Source organism: Melioribacter sp., from assembly GCF_049325435.1.
Classification (GTDB): domain Bacteria; phylum Bacteroidota; class Ignavibacteria; order Ignavibacteriales; family Melioribacteraceae; genus Melioribacter; species Melioribacter roseus.
On sequence record NZ_JBMOLD010000006.1, the window covers coordinates 19,872 to 38,536 of the forward strand.

An 18,665-nucleotide genomic window follows, 5' to 3' on the forward strand; every position below is an offset into this window, starting at 1 on the left:
GTTAATTATTTTTTTTGTAGTCAAAGAGCCAGCATTATAAGAATTTCGGAGTGAGAAAATGGATAATACCGGCGAGAAATTGTCCCTTAAAGAGAAAATCGGATACGGGCTGGGAGATACGGCTTCGAATCTTTATTTCCAGATGTTTGTCAATTTTCTCCTTTTCTTTTATACTGATATATTCGGAATACCCGCTGCAGCTGCGGGCACAATGTTGATGGTTTCGCGTTTCTGGGACGCGGCTAACGATCCTATCATGGGAATTATCGCCGACCGTACCAATACAAAGTGGGGCAAATTTCGACCGTATTTAATCTGGATGTCCGGTCCTCTGGCAATATTCGGAGTCCTGGCTTTTACGACGCCGCCTTTCGATGTAACCGGAAAAATCATTTATGCATACATTACTTTTACGCTTGTAATGATGGCTTACACTGCGGTAAACATTCCTTATTCGGCGTTGATGGGCGTAATTTCTCCGAATTCACAGGAAAGAACAAGCGTTTCTACATTCCGTTTTGTGCTAGCATTTGTCGGCGCTTTTATAGTGCAGGGTTTGACTCTCCCGTTGGTCGATTTCTTTGGCGGCGGAGATCAGGCGCTGGGCTTCCCCTTTACAATGGGCGTCTACGGAATTCTTGCATGCATTTTGTTCTATATAACGTTTAAAACTACCAGGGAAAGAGTCGTTGTATCGTCCGACCAAAAAACTGCTTTAAAGGATGATCTCAGGGATTTGATTCGTAACAGACCATGGATGTATTTGCTGGTTATGGGAATCTTTACGCTCGGATATATTATTATTCGAAGCGGCACTATTTTATATTATTTCAAGTATTATATTGGCAGCGAAGCGCTGGCTTCGCTCTTTATGGTGCTCGGCACTATCGGAGTTATTGCGGGCGTGGCGTCGACTCAATTTTTTGCAAAAAAATTCGGCAAAAAGAGATTCTACATTTTTGTGATGTCATTGACTACCATATTGACAATGATTTTTTATTTCCTTCCGTCCGACCAGATATTTTTGATTTTCGCATTGCATATTTTAATCTCGTTTATAATGGCGCCGCAGGCTCCGTTATTGTGGGCAATGTATGCCGATACAGCCGACTATTCGGAATGGAAAAATGAAAGACGAGCCACCGGACTTGTATTTTCAGCCGCCACATTCGCTCAGAAATTCGGAATTGCCGTTGGAGGAGGTATGGCGGGGTGGATGCTGGCTCTCTTCGGGTTCGTTCCGAATACGGCGCAAGCTCCCGAAACTCTGGACGGTATTAAAATGATGATGAGTTTTATTCCTGCCGCGGGAACTTTAATTGCAACTATAGCCGCATTCTTTTACGAACTCGACGACAATACAATGAAAAAAATCGAAAACGACCTTAAATTAAGAAAAGCGAATGGACAACAGGAGGGTATTAAATGAGAACAAGAATATTATTGCTCTTATTAATTGCGCTTACATTAAAAGTTGACTTGATATTTTCGCAGGAATATCAATTAGTTTGGTCCGACGAATTCGACGGCGCCGAGCTGGATACGGATAAATGGGAATTTCAGATTGGCAACGGACCGCCCGCAGGGTGGGGCAATAACGAACTCGAATATTACAGAAAAGAAAACGCTACTGTTAGCGACGGATTTCTGACTATCACGGCAAAGAAGGAAAATTATCAGAACTTCCAATATACCTCTTCGCGTATAAGAACTAAAAACAAAGGCGACTGGAAATACGGCAAGTTCGAAATAAGAGCCAAGATGCCCAAAGGTAAAGGGCTTTGGCCAGCCATATGGATGCTGCCTACCGACAACGTATACGGCGGCTGGGCTGCCAGCGGCGAAATCGATATTATGGAATATCTCGGTCACGATACAACCACTGTTTACGGCACTCTTCATTACGGGGGTTCGTGGCCAAATAACGTTCATTCCGGAAAATCGTACACTCTAAAGTCGGGCGGATTCAACGAAGACTTCCATACTTTTACTCTGGTTTGGGAAGAAGGCAGAATGGATTGGTACGTAGACGGGCAACTCTATCAAACGCAGACGCATTGGTATACATCGGGACACAGTTTCCCCGCGCCGTTTGATCAACGTTTTCATCTGATTCTCAATTTAGCCGTAGGCGGCAACTGGCCGGGAAATCCGGACGGTTCCACTAAATTTCCTCAGGAATTCGTTATCGATTACGTCAGAGTTTATCAAAAAGTGAGCACGGATATCGAAGAAGGATACAATTCCGGTAAACCGGCGGATTTTTATCTGGGACAGAATTATCCGAATCCTTTTAACTCGCAGACTGTCATTGAATATCAATTGCCCAAAGCAGCCAACGTTAAAATAACGCTTTATAATATCTACGGACAGACCGCCGATGTAATTGTGGATGAATATCACAATGCGGGCAATTATAAATATTTTTACGACGCATCGAAATTGAGTTCGGGAGTTTATACTTATTCATTAAATGCCGGGGGGCGTTCGCAAAGCCGTAAACTTGTATTAATAAAATAATCATTGATATGAATCAAAACAGTATACAAATCGGTTTTCATCCGCTTCGTTACGAAACGAAAACCATAAAAAGCGAGATCGTTAAAATCAATAACGAGGAGTTTAATTGTATACGCAATTTTGATTTAATGAATCCCTTCCTGATGAGTATTGTTAGCGGCTCGGATTTGTGGATGTTTATTTCGAGTTACGGCAGTCTTACCGCAGGCCGCATTAATCCCGACCATGCATTGTTTCCTTACTATACCGAAGATAAAATTCACGACAGCCGCGACGTTACAGGCAGCAAGACTATATTGATTGTTCGTAAAGATTCGAATAATTTTTTGTGGGAACCCCTTTCCGGTAAATACGAATCGATTTATAACTCCGAAAGAAATCTCTATAAAAATATTTCCGGCAACAAAATTATTTTCGAGGAAATTAATCACGACCTCAAGTTAGCTTTCAGATATCAGTGGACATCCTGCGACAAATACGGATTCGTAAAAAAATCTTTTATCGAAAATCTCGATGACGAAAAGGTCTCCGTCAGAATACTCGACGGTATTATGAATATAATGCCTTCCGGGACTAACAGAAGGTTCCAGCTCGAATACAGCTCGCTCCTCGATGCTTATAAAAAGAATGAATTGCTGGAAGAAATTAATCTCGGAATCTTTGCGCTCAGCTCCGTGCCAACGGACAGAGCCGAGCCCAGCGAATCTTTGGAAACATCTGTCGTATGGTCGTGCGGCTTACACGAAACGGACATACTTCTTTCGACAGATCAATTAAATAATTTCAGAAGCGACTCGGTCGTCTCGAAAGAACACAATTCCAACGGTAAACGCGGTAGTTATTTTATTCATTCTGAATTCGATTTAATACCGAGCGAACAAAAATATTGGTACATAGTCGCCGACGTTGATTATGACCACTCCAAACTCGTAGAGCTTATTTCAATACTCGAATCGGGAATCGACCCTGTCTCTTCGATTGAAAAAGAAATCGAAGAGGATACTTCGAAACTCAAATTATTAATAGCCAAAGCCGACGGTTGCCAGTTGACGAGCGACCGCCTGACAAATTACCGCCATCTCTCGAATGTAATGTTCAACATTATGAGAGGAGGAGTATTCGATAATAATTATAATATAGACAAAGACGATTTTATTAAATATCTCCGTGCGATAAGCGTCCGATCATATGACCAATATATTTCCCGTCTGGAAAAGCTTCCGGGCAGTATAACAAAAGATTCGCTTGTTCAATTTGCCGATGAGACCGGCGATAAAGAATTGCTCAGAATGGCAATTGAGTATATGCCTCTGTCTTTCAGCCGTAGACACGGCGACCCGAGCAGACCGTGGAATTTGTTCTCAATAGACATTAAAGAAGAATACGGTAATAAAGTTTATAATTACCAGGGCAATTGGAGAGATATATTCCAGAACTGGGAAGCTTTATCGTATTCGTTCCCTGAATATACCGAATCGATGATCTTCAAATTTCTTAACGCTTCAACTGCGGACGGATATAATCCGTACAGACTTACGAAAGAAAGTTTTGATTGGGAAGAATTAGACACGGACGACGAATGGTCGTACATCGGATATTGGGGCGACCATCAAATAATTTATTTACTGAAGCTCCTGGAAACGCTTTCGAAATTCAAACCGTCCAGACTCGCCGAGTTGCTCGAAGAAGATTTGTTTGTGTTTGCAAATGTCCCGTATAGGATTAAACCGTACGATGAAATTCTGAAAGACCCCAGAAATTCAATCGACTTCGACTATCAACTCAACGATAGTATAAAACAAAAAGTATCTACGCTGGGAGAGACCGGCAAATATTTGCTTGATAAAAACGACGTTCCCCACAGAGCGACATTAGCAGAAAAGTTGATAATCCCTCTAATGACCAAAATTTCGAATTTCGTGCCAGAAGCCGGGATTTGGATGAATACTCAAAGACCGGAATGGAACGACGCCAACAATGCTTTGGCAGGTTACGGAGCATCGATGGTTACGCTTTTTTACATGAGGCGATATATCGCTTTCCTGATAGATTTAATCGAAGACTTTGGAAATGATAATCTGACTCTTAGCAAAGAGCTCTGTGATTTTATAGAAGCCATTGAAAAAACACTCGCAGAATCAAAAGATTTGTTCAATGATAAATTAAACGACGAAATACGAAAAAAAATCGTCGACGGGCTTGGAAAAGCGGGAAGCGATTATCGAAACACGATTTATAACGCCGCGTTCCGCAAGGGTAAAGTGGGTTATGACAAGAATAAGTTATTGCGATTATTCAAACTGATGATGGAAATTATAGACCATTCGATAAAATATAACAGGAGAGAAGACGGATTATATCATTCGTATAATTTGATGGAAATTTCGGATAATGCAATATCAATTCATCGTCTGGATGAAATGCTCGAAGGGCAGGTGGCTGTTTTGAGTTCGGGGTATCTAACCGGCGGAGAAACGCTCGAATTACTCGACAGTCTGCGAAACAGCAGACTTTATAGAGCCGACCAGAAAAGTTATACGCTCTATCCTGTAAAAACATTGCCGCCTTTTATCAAAAAAAATCAAATACCCGATAGAGAAATTGAAAAGTCGCAACTATTAAAGACGATGCTGGCGAACAGGGATTACAGATTGATCGTCCCGGACAAAAACGGCAATTATCATTTCAAAAAGCATTTACGTAACGCTGCTTTGCTCAAAAACGAATTGGAAAAATTGAAAAATGATTACGGCGATTTAATAGAAAGTGAAAAAAATATTATTGTCGATATTTACGAAAAAGTATTTCAACATCGTTATTTCACAGGCAGGTCGGGCACATTTTATAAATATGAAGGAATCGGCAGTATCTACTGGCACATGGTATCCAAGTTGCTGTTGGCAGTGGAAGAGAATTATTATCGAATTATTTTTTCGGACAAGAATCTCAATCTGCTCGATAAGCTGAAAGAGCGATATTACGAAATAAAAGAAGGGTTGGGAATTCACAAATCGCCCGATGAATACGGAGCGTTTACTACCGATCCGTATTCGCATACGCCTCTCAATTCGGGAGTTCAGCAACCGGGTTTAACCGGTCAGGTGAAAGAGGATGTGATATCGCGGTTAGGAGAATTTGGAATTGTTATTAAAGAAGGACAAATTTCTTTTGTCCCTCATTTTTTGAACGACAATGAGTTCTTAAATAAATCGCAAATATTCAACTACTACGATGTTTACGAAAAAGAACAGACAATGATAATTAATGCCGGGATGTTGATATTTACTTATTGCCAGGTGCCGATAGTCTATTCATTATCTGACGAATCGAAAATTATTGTAAACCTGACAGACGGTGAACGCGAGGTGGAAGAAGGATTAGTCCTTTCGAGAAAATGGAGCGATTCTATCTTTAAGCGCGAAGGAAAAATTTCGAGCGTTATCGTATTGATAAATAATATAAATAAGCAATAAAAAATAGGTGGTTTATGAAGAGGCTACAAAACTATTTTATGATACCGATACTCCTTTTTTTATTAATCCCCGGTATTATATACGCCAGTTCTAAAATCAGAGGTAAGGTTGTCGATAAAGGCACGGGGGAGCCGATACCGGGTGCTAATGTTATTTTGAAAAATACGAATCTAGGCGCAGCTACCGATATCGAAGGCGAATATATTATTTTGGGCGTTCCCCCGGGAAAATATACGCTTCAGATATCATATCTGGGATATAAACCTCAGCAATTTGAAATCGAAGTGCCCGACAACAGAACTCTCGAATACAATGCTAAACTCGAATACATGGTATTGGAAGGCGAAGAAATATTAATTACCGCACAAGCGGAAGGGCAGATTCAAGCGATTAATCAGCAGAAGAGCGCATTGACGGTGAAAAATATAGTATCCGCTTCTAAGATCGAAGAATTGCCCGAAGCAAATGCCGCAGAAGCGGTGGGACGTTTGCCCGGCATATCTCTTTTACGCGAAGGCGGCGAAGGCAGCAAAGTGGTAATTAGAGGCTTGTCTCCGCAATACAATAAAATTCAGTTGAACGGAGTAAGCATGGCTGCTACCGGCGAAGCCGACAGAAGCGTTGACCTGAGTATGATTTCGCCTTACATACTTTCCGGTATCGAAGTCAGTAAAACAGCCATGGCAGACCAGGAAGCCGATCACTTGGGAGGCACCGTCAATTTTATTCTGAAAGGAGCTCCCAAAAAACCTGTGTTTAATTTTACCGCGCAAGGAGGTTATAACGGTTTGCGTGATGAAATCGGCAACTATTATTATGTGCTGGGCGGAGGCAAAAGATTCTTTGACGACAAACTTGGCGTCTTTACCCAGCTTAATCTGGAACGAACGGACAGGAGCAACAACAGCGCCGGCGCCGGATATCAAATGCAGCACGATACTCTTACGCTTGCCAACAGTTTGAATCTCGAAGATATCGACAGAGTTAATAAGCGAATGGGCGGCGTTCTTGTGCTCGACTACGAATCTGCCACAACGAAAATAAAACTGTCAAACACGCTTAATAGAATCGACATCAACACTTTCCTGCGTCAGGAAAATTTCGACCCGGTTGGAAGGAATCATAATTACTACGGCAATTATTCCGAACGCAATCTGCTGACTATGATTAACGCGCTCGATGTGGAACAGTTTATAGGCGACTTAAAAATAACCGGCGGAGCCAGTTATTCCAGATCTTCCAATAAATTGCCGGAACAGATTTCGATGAATGCTCAAGAAGCTAATGCGTTCGTAAGGAGCTGGACGTGGGACGATTATCAGATATATCCTTTTGATATTGTAACCAAAGCTTTAAACGATACAACTAAGACTTACCTTAACAGATTTGTAAAAAGCAACAGCGACATGCTCGAAGAAGAAGAAGCCGCCAATCTGAATTTTGAATGGGGCTTTAGAATCGGTGAAGCTGATATTAAATTGAAATTCGGCGGCGAATATAAGCATAAATATAAAAAGTACGACTACGAACAGAGCGAAATACCGATTGCATGGAACGACTTGGATATCGTTAGACTCTATCTGAAAGACAGATTCGGTCTGACCAATTACGATATCGCCGGCGATTTTCCGTATGCTCCCTTTATCGACAGGAATTACACTGCGGGCGATTTCAAAGCCGGTATCGATTATACGATCAGTCGCGTGCCGGACAAAAATACTATGGTAGACGTTTATCATGAAATTGAAAACCTGACCAGCGTACGCGGTATTCCCACCGGAAAGACAATTTATTATGATTATGTGCCCTCCAATTCAAACGACTATTACGGTTACGAAAATTATTTCGGGGCATATATTCTGCCGACAATTACATTCGGAAACAATAAAGTTATATTCATACCCGGTTTCAGATACGAATATAATAAGACCGAATATACGGCAAACAGATCCAACAGCCCGGGAAGAGACACGGATCCTTATGTGTATTTCTCGTACACTTCGACGCGTAAGAACAATTATCTGCTTCCAATGATTCATCTCAAGTATCAGGTTACCGATTGGTTCGATGTTAGAGCAAGTTATACGCAGACGCTATCCCGTCCCGATTACAACAGAATTATACCGACATGGACAACCTACGGCAACAGCATTACGTGGAATAATGTGAATTTGAAACCTGCGGAAGCCAAAAACTTAGACATTTTCTTCTCGTTTTATACGGATAAATTGGGCTTGTTGACATTTGGCGTATTCAACAAGCAAATAAAAGGATTTATATACGGCGCTACTACCTGGATTGCAGATTCGTCTTATTTGCAACCTGAATGGCCTGCAAGCGTTAAACCGGGCGGTCAAATAAACGGTTTCATCAATAATCCGAATACTGCTAAGCTTTGGGGTATTGAAGCCGAATGGCAGTCGAATTTCTGGTTCCTGCCGGGCATTTGGCGCGGATTGGTAATTAACGTCAATTATACTTATACCCACTCCGATCTGAAATATCCCAGAACAGTTCCTATTTATGAATACGTGAAAGTAGGTCCAATTAAGATACCTAAAATAGTCGGCACAGGCGACGGAAGTTATAACGCGCGCCTGCTTGATCAGCCAACGCATATTTTTAATTTCACTGTGGGATTCGACTACAAAGGATTCTCTGTAAGAGGTTCGGCTCAATTCAAATCCGACGTATTCCGCGCAGACAACTGGTATAAAGAGCTGCAGCAAACAACCGATCCGTTAACATTGTGGACCGTAAAAGTAAGACAGATGCTGCCGGTTGACGGTCTGCAAATCTACTTCAACGTAAATAATCTGACTAAAGCTGTGGACCAGACTTCTAATTACGGCACGGGTTGGTTCAGCTACCGAAGCTATTACGGTCTGACTGCAGATTTGGGAATTACATATACGCTAAATTAAACTTCAGGAGGTGGTTTGATATATAACAAATTAATAGCTCAATTAACAACAAAAAACACTCATTAATCAATTAGGAGGTACAATGAAGCTGAAAAAACTTTTACTGTTTATTCTGACGGTAACGCTCTATGGGGGAGTGATATTTGCACAACAAACGGACACTGTCTACGTGCCTGCGAACAAAGAAAACGGCGACCCGTACGTCAATTCGCTTATCGATTATATAGTTGCCGATACAAACGCCGCAGGCGAACAGTTGCATTCCGTATATAAACTCGAAAGAGGGAGTTTCTACATTGTCGACAAAGCCGTCGACTTGAAAAATCCCGTTAAAATTGTTGCCGACCCGCCGGTTGAAAACGATCCGGAAAAAGCTCCGCCGAAAATCTTATCAAATGTTACCGCTGACGGAGGAACAGCCACAATGAATCTCATTAATACCTGGGCTGACATTACAATTAAAAACGTATGGTTGGCTGGCATTGACGCCGGAGGTCAAAACAGAGGCTGGGGATATGGACAGGCATTGGCTGTTCAGGATTCTTTTGTTACGGTTACGCTCGACGGCGTCTGGCTCGATTATAACGGCTGGTCTGCAATAGCTACAGCACAGCCTCACACGAGCTGGTTCATCAATAACCTCCACGCTCGCAACGAGCAAAATCCGGGCGACCAATGGACGACGTTTGTCTTTTTCTTAGAAAATGCGGGAGTAGTGGATACTTTTGTCGCTAAAAATTGCACCTACTTCCAATCGAACAGCTTCTTTATATTTCCTCCTGATGTAATCCAATATATTGAAGTTGACCACTGTACATTCGTGAATTTGTTAAAGTGGCCCTTCCACGAAACACAGTGGTTAAAAGCCAAATTTACCAATAATATTTTCTATAATGTGAGCGCTCTTTCTTTGACCGAAACGGAAGAAGAAGGTCAGGATCCCGATCACCTTGAATACGGCCTGATTAACGTCGATACACTCGCCGCCAATGAACTGGGCCAACCCGGCCAATATACTATTCCCGAAAGTGAAAGAGAGATAATTGTAAAGAATAATCTTTATTACTTTACTCAGGATCTCCAGGATTACTGGGCTAATAACGACTCCGTTAAAGCTCAGGTTTGGATGAACAGCCGTACAAGAGCCATGTTCGATAACGACACCGAATGGCCCGGTTTGGTCGAAGAAAATACCTGGAACCAGGATCCGATGTTCAACGATTTTCCTCAGCTTTCGGAAGCTACCGCAAAATTGGTTCAGGTATGTCTGGATATCAGAGCGGGCTCAATGCACGAATGGGATTGGGACGCCGACCAGGTTTCCGATCCCCAATTCTATCGTTTGATCAATCCTTATCCGCTGCCTGAAAACTTCAGATCTTACGCAGGATTGGTAGGCACCGACGGACTGCCGATTGGAGATCTCAGATATTATCCCGATTTGGTAAGCGTTGAAGAAAATTCGAATGGCGTTCCGAATGATTTCCAACTGCTGCAAAATTATCCCAATCCGTTTAATCCCTCGACAATCATCAGATTCAATCTCAACAAATCCGGTTATGTAAAGCTAAGCGTATTTAATTTGTTGGGAGAAAAAGTAATTACTCTGGTTGACGACGTTAAAAATGCAGGAAGTCATTTTGTAACTTGGAACGGAAAAAATTCCGCCAGCATAAGCGTGCCTGCAGGTATTTATTTCTATAAACTAGAAATGGAAAATAATATCCAGGTCAAGAAGATGATGTTACTTAAATAGCCTCCACTTCAGGGCGCCTGTTATATTGGGCGCCCTGTATTATTTTTTTATCCTATTTCATTTTAACTGCGGGGCGGTGATGAGCGGCAAAAAGATATTACCCTTTATTGTGTTATTTTTTTTAATTCTTCCTGAAAGATATGCTCAAAAAATATCGGAATCATTTTACCCTCCTTACATATCGGATTCGTTGGCAGTCTATTTAACGCCGGATAAATTTGATGTAACCCCAAATTCGGAAGGCGACGACACGCAAGCTCTGCAGAACGCGATAGACGAGGTTGAAGAAAAATCGAAATACGGTATTGTTTTTATTCCGGAAGGCGAGTATGAAATTTCGGGTACGGTTTATATTTGGAAGGGAATAAGAGTAATTGGTATAGGAAAAAACAAACCGGTTTTTCTACTTAAAGAAAACACTCCGGGCTTCAGCGGCGAAGAGAACAAATATCTGTTCCACTTTGCCAGCAATAAGCCCCGTAAGGGACAACCGATACGAGACGCAAACCCGGGTACATTTTACAGCGCCCTTAGTAACGTTGCAATAGTTATCAATGACGGTAATCCGTCCGCTGTTGCTGTTCGTTCGCATTTTGCGCAGCATTCTTACATTTCTCATGTCGATTTCAATATCGGAAACGCTCTGGCAGGCATCGAAGAAATCGGCAACGAAATTGAGGACTGCCGGTTTGTGGGGGGGAAATACGGCATCATAGCAACTAAAACTTCGCCGAGCTGGCCATTCCTTATGATTGACTGTATTTTCGAGGATCAAAAAATTGCAGCCATTAAAACAGAAGAAGCAGGGTTTACTATAGTTAACTCGATCTTTCGGAATTTACCGAAAGCAATTACTGTTAACCCCGACAGAGCTGAAAGACTGTTTATTACCCGCTCTTATTTTGAAAACATCACGGGCGCTCTTCTTACGATAAGCGAAGAATATAATTCAACCGCTCAATATAGTTTGAAAAATGTATCGTGTAAAAACGTTCGTACTCTTGCGGCATTCAGAAAAAGCGGAAAAATTATTGAGTCGCCCGCTGCGAAATTTCGAATAATCGATTTTATCCACGGACTTCAGATCGACAGCCTTAACGCGCCTTCGGAAATAAAGACGACTTTCGAATATGACAATGATTACAAACAATTAAAGAACTATATAAAAGAAATACCGCCCCTCCCAAAAGATAAAGAATGGATGAATATTAAAATGCTCGGGGCAAAGGGAAACGGAATCGATGATGACACCCGGATTATAAAAGAAGCGATTTCAAAATACGACGTTATTTATTTCCCAACGGGAAGATATAAAGTGAAAGAGACAATACGACTTAATAAAAATACAATATTAATCGGCCTTAATCCCATAACAACTCAACTAGTCTTGGAAGAAAAACTGCCTGAATTCAGTAAAGAAGGCAGTCCGCTCGCTGTTTTGGAAACTCCGGAAGGAGGCAGTAATATTATTACGGGTATCGGCGTGGATCCGGGACTTTACAATAACAGAGCGGTCGCTGTTAAATGGATGGCAGGTAGAAAATCTCTAATGAACGACGTTCGCCTTCTCGGAGGGCACGGTACTTATACGGCATCCGGTAATTACGTTCCGATTTATAACGAATACCGAACCGGAGACCCGCTGAAAGATTGGGACTGGGATAAACAATATTGGAGCCTCTGGATTACAAACGGAGGAGGAGGGATATTTAAAGATATCTGGACGCCTAATACGTATGCAACGGCTGGATTATATATTTCTGAGACGAGCGCTCCAGGTAAAATTTATGCAATGTCGGTAGAGCATCACGTACGTAATGAAGTGATAATAAAAAACGTATCCAACTGGGAAATATACGCTTTGCAAATGGAAGAAGAGAGCGCAGAAAGTCCCGAAGCGCTTCCATTGAGGATTGAAAATTCATCTAATTTGCTCTTTGCCAATCTATACCTTTATAGAGTTATAAGAATGAAAACTCCTTATCCCTACGGCATAATTGTAAGCGACAGCAGAGATATAGAATTCCGCGGCATTCACGTTTACAGTCCCACGGCGCTTTCATACGACAATACATTGTACGACATAAATAAAAATATATATGTGCGAGAAAGAGAAATTGCTCGATTAACAGTAAAAGGCGATGAATCCCAACAGGAACGATACGAAGTAGAAAAATTGGTAGGAGGTTTTGAGTTTATTACAGGCGCGGTTCTGGACGATAATGGGGACGTCTATTTTACCGATTCACGTTTTAAAAAGATTTATAAATGGTCGGTAGATAAAAATACGCTTTCTACGGTAAAGGACTTAACATTCGAACCGGCGGCATTGGCTTTTGACAAGAGCGGCAATTTAATTATCACGTCGGCTTTCGGAGAGGCTTACAGCGCCAATTTGAAAAATACGGATGAAAATCTTACGCCCTTGAAAACAATTAAACCCGGGGAGATAATGCCTCGTTTTGCAGCTCATCCTTCGCATCTGTGGCGGGACGAACACGATTTTTTGATAATTACCGCGGACTCGGCAGCTTGTTATCCTTACAGCCATTCTTCTTATACTATGTACTTCAGAAACAACAGCAATCCGTTTGAAGAATATTTTATCTCGACAGACAGCTCCTTGATTATACCAAAATATAACGACCTTAACAGAGCGGTAGCGCTCAGATATGCAGTCCCGGGCAATGAATTTTATATGGCTGATGAATTCGGTCAGAAAACCTGGAAGTTTAAAGTCAAACAGAACGGTATGCTTGCCGACCCTCATTTATTCGCCGAGCAGGGAGAACACGACGTAGCAGTCGATTCGAAAGGCAATGTCTACATTCCCGCAGGCGATATTTACGTATACGATAATACGGGAAAACTACTGAAAAGAATCAAAGTACCGGAACGCCCGACAAACGTTGTGATTGACGGTAAAAAGAATCTGCTTTATATAGCTGCAAGAAGTTCAATATATATTTATAAAATAAAAGAGTAGCCTTTTAAGGTACGCAATAAGAGGGCATAATGAAGAATATTACTTCGATTATTTTTCTGATAACAATTTTTAATACGCATGCGCAGGTTATACTGAAAGATACCGTAATAACTTGGCGCACTTTCGAATATACGCTTAATGACGACAATTCAATTGACTCTTTTTCTCCGGAGCCGTTCGACACAACCTCGGTAAAATTCAACGCGTATATTCTCGAAAACGAGTACTTGAAAATATTATTGTTGCCGGAATTCGGCGGCAGAATTCTCTCTCTTATTTATAAACCGACAGGACACGAGCAGCTCTACAGAAATCCGGTCGGCGTTCCGTATGGCGTCGGTCAGGATTGGTTTTATTATAAATGGCTGATGGTCTACGGCGGTATATTCCCTACATTGACGGAGCCCGAACACGGCAAAGCCTGGTTATTACCGTGGGAATTTAAAGTAGTCCGTCAATCAGAAGACAGTATAAAATGTGTTATGAGATGGCGGGATACGGTTGAATTTAAAAACGCCGACCCGAATAAGTGGAAATATGGCATAACCGATATCGAATGCAATTATTATATAACTCTTGTTAAAGGGAGCTCGGTTCTTAAAACCGAAGTAGAACTTAAAAATAACAAAAACGAAACTGTCGAGTACGAGTACTGGACTTGCATAACTCTGGCTCCAGGCTCCGACAGGAATAATCCGTTTTGTACGGACGGGCTGGAGATCATTGTTCCGGCGGATAAAATAAAAATACCTGCATGGTATCCCGATATTGCCCGGCAGGAAAAACATGTAACGGGACAAAGAGGCGTCTATTATTTCGATAAGCTGCGACTTTGGAAGAATTGGGTCAACGACGGTATCGCTTATGTATGGGATGATGAAAATCTTAATTACTGGGGAGTAATAAACCATGACAACGAGGAAGGCTTGATTAGAGTTGCGGATAATAACATTACTCCTGGTATAAAAATCTGGGCATGGAAATTTGACGATTATGAAAACGTCAATCCGTTCGAGAATCCGGATAATGTTAAACGACCTTACGTGGAATTGTGGGCGGGCAATTCGCACGAATTTTTCGAACCCGCTATTCTGTCCGCCGGCTCCACTCTCAAATGGCGGGAAACATTTTTCCCTACCGTAAAATTGAATAAAATTACCAAGGCAAATTATAATTTCATTCTATCGATCGACACCGCCGGATTTTTTTACAACAAAGAATTTGAAGTGATATTTGTTACTGACAATCCCGGGGACGAGCATATTGTAATAATCGAAGCCGAAGGCGATACCAATTACACAGTATCCGAAATCAATTTAATGCCCGATCCGCGCAAAGGAAACGAAGTATTGCTAAAAATACCAGACGATGTTTTTAATAATAATATCGATTCATTGAGAGTAAAGGTTGCAAATTTATACAGGAATAAAAGTATAGACGTTGCAGTATCCCCGGATAAAATTACATCCGTAAAAGAAAGCGGAGCGGAAATAGCAAATGAATTTTATCTTAAACAAAACTATCCCAATCCGTTTAACCCTGTTACGAATATCGAGTATTATATTCCCGAAACGGGCAATGTTAAAATTGTTGTATTTGACGCGCTGGGCAAAGAGGCTGAAACAATCTATCATGGAAATCAAATTGAAGGAAAACATATCGTGAGTTGGAACGGCAGCCAATACGCATCCGGAATTTATTTCTACGGAATTTATTATAACGGAAAATCGAAAGTAAGAAAAATGATTCTGATGAAGTAGTATACTCTTTTCTTTATTTTAAAGTAACCGGTTCGATTAGCCAATGCGGTTACGAGTCCGGAATACTTAAATCCTCTTCCTTATATCTCTGCTTTTCGTAAAATATTTTTTTATACTTGCCATAATTAATCGCGAAACAAAAATGAGATAAGAATGAAAGTCGTAAAAATAATCGTGTTAGTCGTAATCGCTTTATCGATTGCCCGGAATACAGAGGCGCAAGGCAAAGAGAACGTTAAGAATTACAAAACGCTAAAGTTTGTAAGTTTTCCCGACTTTTTCAACTTCGACATACCGGAACCCTGGCCGGATTATGATACTGCGGTCGCTTATTTTTTGGAACAGGTAAAAAGCGAAGAACCGTCGTTTGTATTAATTGCGGGGGACCTTGTAAACGGTCACTGGTGGGACAGTCCTCAATGCGTAGAACATTTGGGAACCCTCTATTATTCCGGATGGATAAGAAGACTCAATAAGTTCGGTTTGAAATATTATACCGCAGTGGGCGATCACGAACTGGGCGACGATCCCTGGCCGCCCGAAAAAATTAAATTAATTCCTTATTTCGAAAATGTTTACAGAAAAATCCTTGCGATGCCCGAAAATGGCCCCGACGGCAAAAAAGGGTTGGCTTATTTTGTAAGAGAAGGAGATTTGCTGCTGATTACCGTTGAAACTTTTGAGGTAGAGTCGGACACGATGAATGTGGGAGTGATAGGCGAACAGCTTGAATGGGTAAAAAAAGTATTAAACGAAAATAAAGACGCGAAGTTTAAGATTGTGCAAGGGCATGTTCCGATATGGGGCGAAATAAAAGCGCGCTCCTCGAGCAAATTGATGCTGAACGGAGGAAAAGAAAGCGAGTTCTATAAATCTTTGAAAGAATATGGCGTCGATTTATACCTTGCTGGCGAATTTCACGATGTTACAATTCTCGAATCGGACGGCGTCTGGCAAATTGTCCACGGATCTTCTTGGGGAAGAAAAGTCGTTAACACGCTCGACTATCTCGTAGGCGAGTTGTGCGGCAACCGGTTAAAACTTACGATGAAAAGAATTTATATGGATGCCGTAGGCGACCGTATGTGGAATCTCAATAAGGAGAGAGGACCGAGAGAGAAAGTCATTATTAATAAAAAGACGCTCTTGAACGGACCTGAAATTACCGGTACCCTGACAATAACCAGTGAAGACAATAAAAAGATTTATTCGGAAAAAACCGGCTATTTTAAATAATATTTTTTTTCTGTAAATACTTATAGAGGCGTCGAATAATTCTTATTCTTCCATTAAACTGCAATTTTGAATATAAAAAAACGGACTGCCCGGCGCCAAAGCCGGGTCAGCCCGCCGTTATATTATTTTACAATATAAGCGCCCACGGACTTGAATCTTTTCCCGATTAACTTTTCAATTTTAGCCGGTAAATCCGTACCCGTATTAGCTGCGGGAAATCCCTTTAACAGTTCCAGATTGTGCAGTTCAATGCTTTTGAATAACGGACCGTTGTAGTTTTTGAAATATTTACTATGCTTAGTGTACTGAGGAAATTTATCCGCAAAGTCGTCGTAAGAATCGAACAGATATTGACAGCGCTCGTTATCCGCAGGGCTCCAAATGAAAGCCGGCTTATGCGGATTGTCCGATTTGTGTACGTATACGTTATAATCGAGCTTTGTTACTTGCGGGTCGTTAATCGTATCGCAAATTGAAGCCGGCTGCCAAACGTAGAGCAGGGGTCTGTTGTAGCTTTCGTCGGCATACAAAAGATTGTTTACGAATTCATGTCCCACTCTTTCGTCCACGTCGGGGCCCGTGCTCGGATGCCATCCGAAATGGTCGCCTTGAGCGCTTCTTTCGTTGCGCGATATGCACGCCATACTGTTTATGAAAGTGTTGTTGTAGAATTTCACATTCGAGCTGTTAAGCGCCCAGACTCCATGGTCGCAATTTACAAATACATTTCCCGCGCAGACAGCGCCTTTGGAAATTTCGAAGAAAAATCCGTTGTCGCTTGGCCAGGGACGTTCAATTGAATAAGGCGATGTATAATCGCCAATGTTTTCAATCCAGTTGTTGATAAAAACTCCGTCCACGTTGCCCACGTCGTACCAGATTCCGTTAGAGTAGGGATGGTCAATAACGAGATTGTCATTGCAGGTAACCCGATAACATTGATTGAAAATTTTAACCGCTGCGGGATAATATCCTGTAATACGTTCAATATTATTCCTCTTTATGATATTTTTCTCAAGAAGAACATCTGATGAACTGAGTATGTAGAGACCTTCGGTGCTTGTGTCGCTGATCAGGCAATTACGGATAACGAGACTATCGCCCCTGAAATAGCCAGCTACTCGCGAACAGTAAGTTATCGTACAATTTTCTATTACTGTTCCGACCACGTCTTTACCGTGATTCTTTTCGTCCGATAAGCCTTCGGGGTCTTTGCCTTCGATTTCGATTGCGCGGTAAGCATACTGAGTCAACGTAACGCCTCTGAGCATGAATCCTTTATTATCCGGAGCTTTTCCGTTTACCTCTTTCGTCGTTCTTATAAGGGCGGCGTCGAATGCCGTAATTTCGACTAAATGTTTTTCGGGGTTAATCCCGATATAAACCAATCCTCTGTCGTAGTCGATGTAATAACTGTTCTCATCCACTTCGCCTTCCCAGCCGGCAGATTGGAGAAATTTGCCGTCGACAAAAACCATGTCGTTGTTGAATTTATGCAATGGCGTTTTTTTCCCTTCGCGATTCCTGCGCCACCAGCTCTGCGGTTTGGAAGGGAAGAGACGTTCCCATTTTGTAATCCACAGTCCGTTACCCAGGTCTTCCCATTTGTCCGCCACATACGTGCCTTTGAGAATCGGTTGTTCGTCCAGATACGGTTGAACTATAATACCCTGGTTGAAAATCAGATTTCCCGTACGATAAACTCCGCCGCGCAATATAATCGCGTCCCCTGTTTTTGCTCTTTGAAAAGCCGATTCAATAGCGGTCGGTTTATCGAGGCTTACTCCATCGGCTGCTGCGTCGCCGTCCGGAGAAACATAGTAGACGGTTCCGCTAATATCTGGAATATTATATTTCAACGTCATCGGGCCGTAAGGACCTCCGGAAGGTTGAGCTGTAAGAGAAACGTTGAGGGCGATTGTTATTAAAAGCAGTAATTTCAAAAACGATGTTTTCTTATTGCGTGAAATTGTTTTCATATCTCCCCCGGTTTATTATACTATAAGAAAA

General features: G+C 41.7%; 9 protein-coding genes. 8 read left to right on the forward strand and 1 reads right to left on the reverse strand.

Going from position 1 to position 18,665, the window contains the following annotated elements; all coding sequences use genetic code 11:
- The first annotated feature begins 58 nt into the window (after positions 1–58).
- From ACOYVE_RS04545 to ACOYVE_RS04580, 8 genes are all read left to right on the forward strand, one after another.
- Positions 59–1,429 carry an MFS transporter gene (locus tag ACOYVE_RS04545; RefSeq protein WP_014854796.1) on the forward strand — a complete coding sequence of 457 codons (1,371 nt, stop codon included), beginning with the start codon at positions 59–61 and terminating at the stop codon, positions 1,427–1,429.
- Positions 1,426–2,520: a family 16 glycosylhydrolase gene (locus tag ACOYVE_RS04550; RefSeq protein WP_422881020.1), complete on the forward strand. Its 1,095-nt coding sequence runs from the start codon at positions 1,426–1,428 to the stop codon at positions 2,518–2,520. The genes ACOYVE_RS04545 and ACOYVE_RS04550 overlap by 4 nt, the downstream gene beginning before the upstream one ends.
- An 8-nt stretch (positions 2,521–2,528) precedes the next feature.
- Positions 2,529–5,993 carry a hypothetical protein gene (locus ACOYVE_RS04555; RefSeq protein WP_422881021.1) on the forward strand — a complete coding sequence of 1,155 codons (3,465 nt, stop codon included), beginning with the start codon at positions 2,529–2,531 and terminating at the stop codon, positions 5,991–5,993.
- 14 nt (positions 5,994–6,007) lie between these two features.
- Positions 6,008–8,917 carry a TonB-dependent receptor gene (locus ACOYVE_RS04560; protein ID WP_081489424.1) on the forward strand — a complete coding sequence of 970 codons (2,910 nt, stop codon included), beginning with the start codon at positions 6,008–6,010 and terminating at the stop codon, positions 8,915–8,917.
- Between the two features lie 82 nt (positions 8,918–8,999).
- Positions 9,000–10,673 carry a T9SS type A sorting domain-containing protein gene (locus tag ACOYVE_RS04565; RefSeq protein WP_422881023.1) on the forward strand — a complete coding sequence of 558 codons (1,674 nt, stop codon included), beginning with the start codon at positions 9,000–9,002 and terminating at the stop codon, positions 10,671–10,673.
- 79 nt (positions 10,674–10,752) lie between these two features.
- Positions 10,753–13,659: a glycosyl hydrolase family 28-related protein gene (locus tag ACOYVE_RS04570; protein ID WP_014854791.1), complete on the forward strand. Its 2,907-nt coding sequence runs from the start codon at positions 10,753–10,755 to the stop codon at positions 13,657–13,659.
- Between the two features lie 29 nt (positions 13,660–13,688).
- The gene (locus ACOYVE_RS04575) at positions 13,689–15,419 is read left to right on the forward strand and encodes a DUF5107 domain-containing protein (RefSeq protein ID WP_014854790.1); all 1,731 of its coding nucleotides are present in this window, start codon (positions 13,689–13,691) and stop codon (positions 15,417–15,419) included.
- Between the two features lie 153 nt (positions 15,420–15,572).
- Positions 15,573–16,655 (forward strand): metallophosphoesterase family protein, encoded by a 1,083-nt coding sequence (locus ACOYVE_RS04580; RefSeq protein WP_014854789.1) that lies wholly within the window; start codon positions 15,573–15,575, stop codon positions 16,653–16,655.
- A 122-nt stretch (positions 16,656–16,777) separates the two neighbouring features.
- Here the strand turns inward: ACOYVE_RS04580 and ACOYVE_RS04585 are convergent, their stop codons facing one another.
- Positions 16,778–18,634 carry a right-handed parallel beta-helix repeat-containing protein gene (locus ACOYVE_RS04585; protein ID WP_014854788.1) on the reverse strand — a complete coding sequence of 619 codons (1,857 nt, stop codon included), beginning with the start codon at positions 18,632–18,634 and terminating at the stop codon, positions 16,778–16,780.
- Positions 18,635–18,665 lie beyond the last annotated feature (31 nt).

What these genes read in the sequence shown, in the direction of transcription:
- ACOYVE_RS04545 (WP_014854796.1), top strand. Translation starts at nt 59, where the DNA reads ATGGATAATACCGGCGAGAAATTGTCCCTTAAAGAGAAAATCGGATAC.
- ACOYVE_RS04575 (WP_014854790.1), top strand. Translation starts at nt 13,689, where the DNA reads ATGAAGAATATTACTTCGATTATTTTTCTGATAACAATTTTTAATACG.
- ACOYVE_RS04585 (WP_014854788.1), bottom strand. Translation starts at nt 18,634, where the DNA reads ATGAAAACAATTTCACGCAATAAGAAAACATCGTTTTTGAAATTACTG.
- ACOYVE_RS04560 (WP_081489424.1), top strand. Translation starts at nt 6,008, where the DNA reads ATGAAGAGGCTACAAAACTATTTTATGATACCGATACTCCTTTTTTTA.
- ACOYVE_RS04570 (WP_014854791.1), top strand. Translation starts at nt 10,753, where the DNA reads ATGAGCGGCAAAAAGATATTACCCTTTATTGTGTTATTTTTTTTAATT.
- ACOYVE_RS04555 (WP_422881021.1), top strand. Translation starts at nt 2,529, where the DNA reads ATGAATCAAAACAGTATACAAATCGGTTTTCATCCGCTTCGTTACGAA.
- ACOYVE_RS04565 (WP_422881023.1), top strand. Translation starts at nt 9,000, where the DNA reads ATGAAGCTGAAAAAACTTTTACTGTTTATTCTGACGGTAACGCTCTAT.
- ACOYVE_RS04580 (WP_014854789.1), top strand. Translation starts at nt 15,573, where the DNA reads ATGAAAGTCGTAAAAATAATCGTGTTAGTCGTAATCGCTTTATCGATT.
- ACOYVE_RS04550 (WP_422881020.1), top strand. Translation starts at nt 1,426, where the DNA reads ATGAGAACAAGAATATTATTGCTCTTATTAATTGCGCTTACATTAAAA.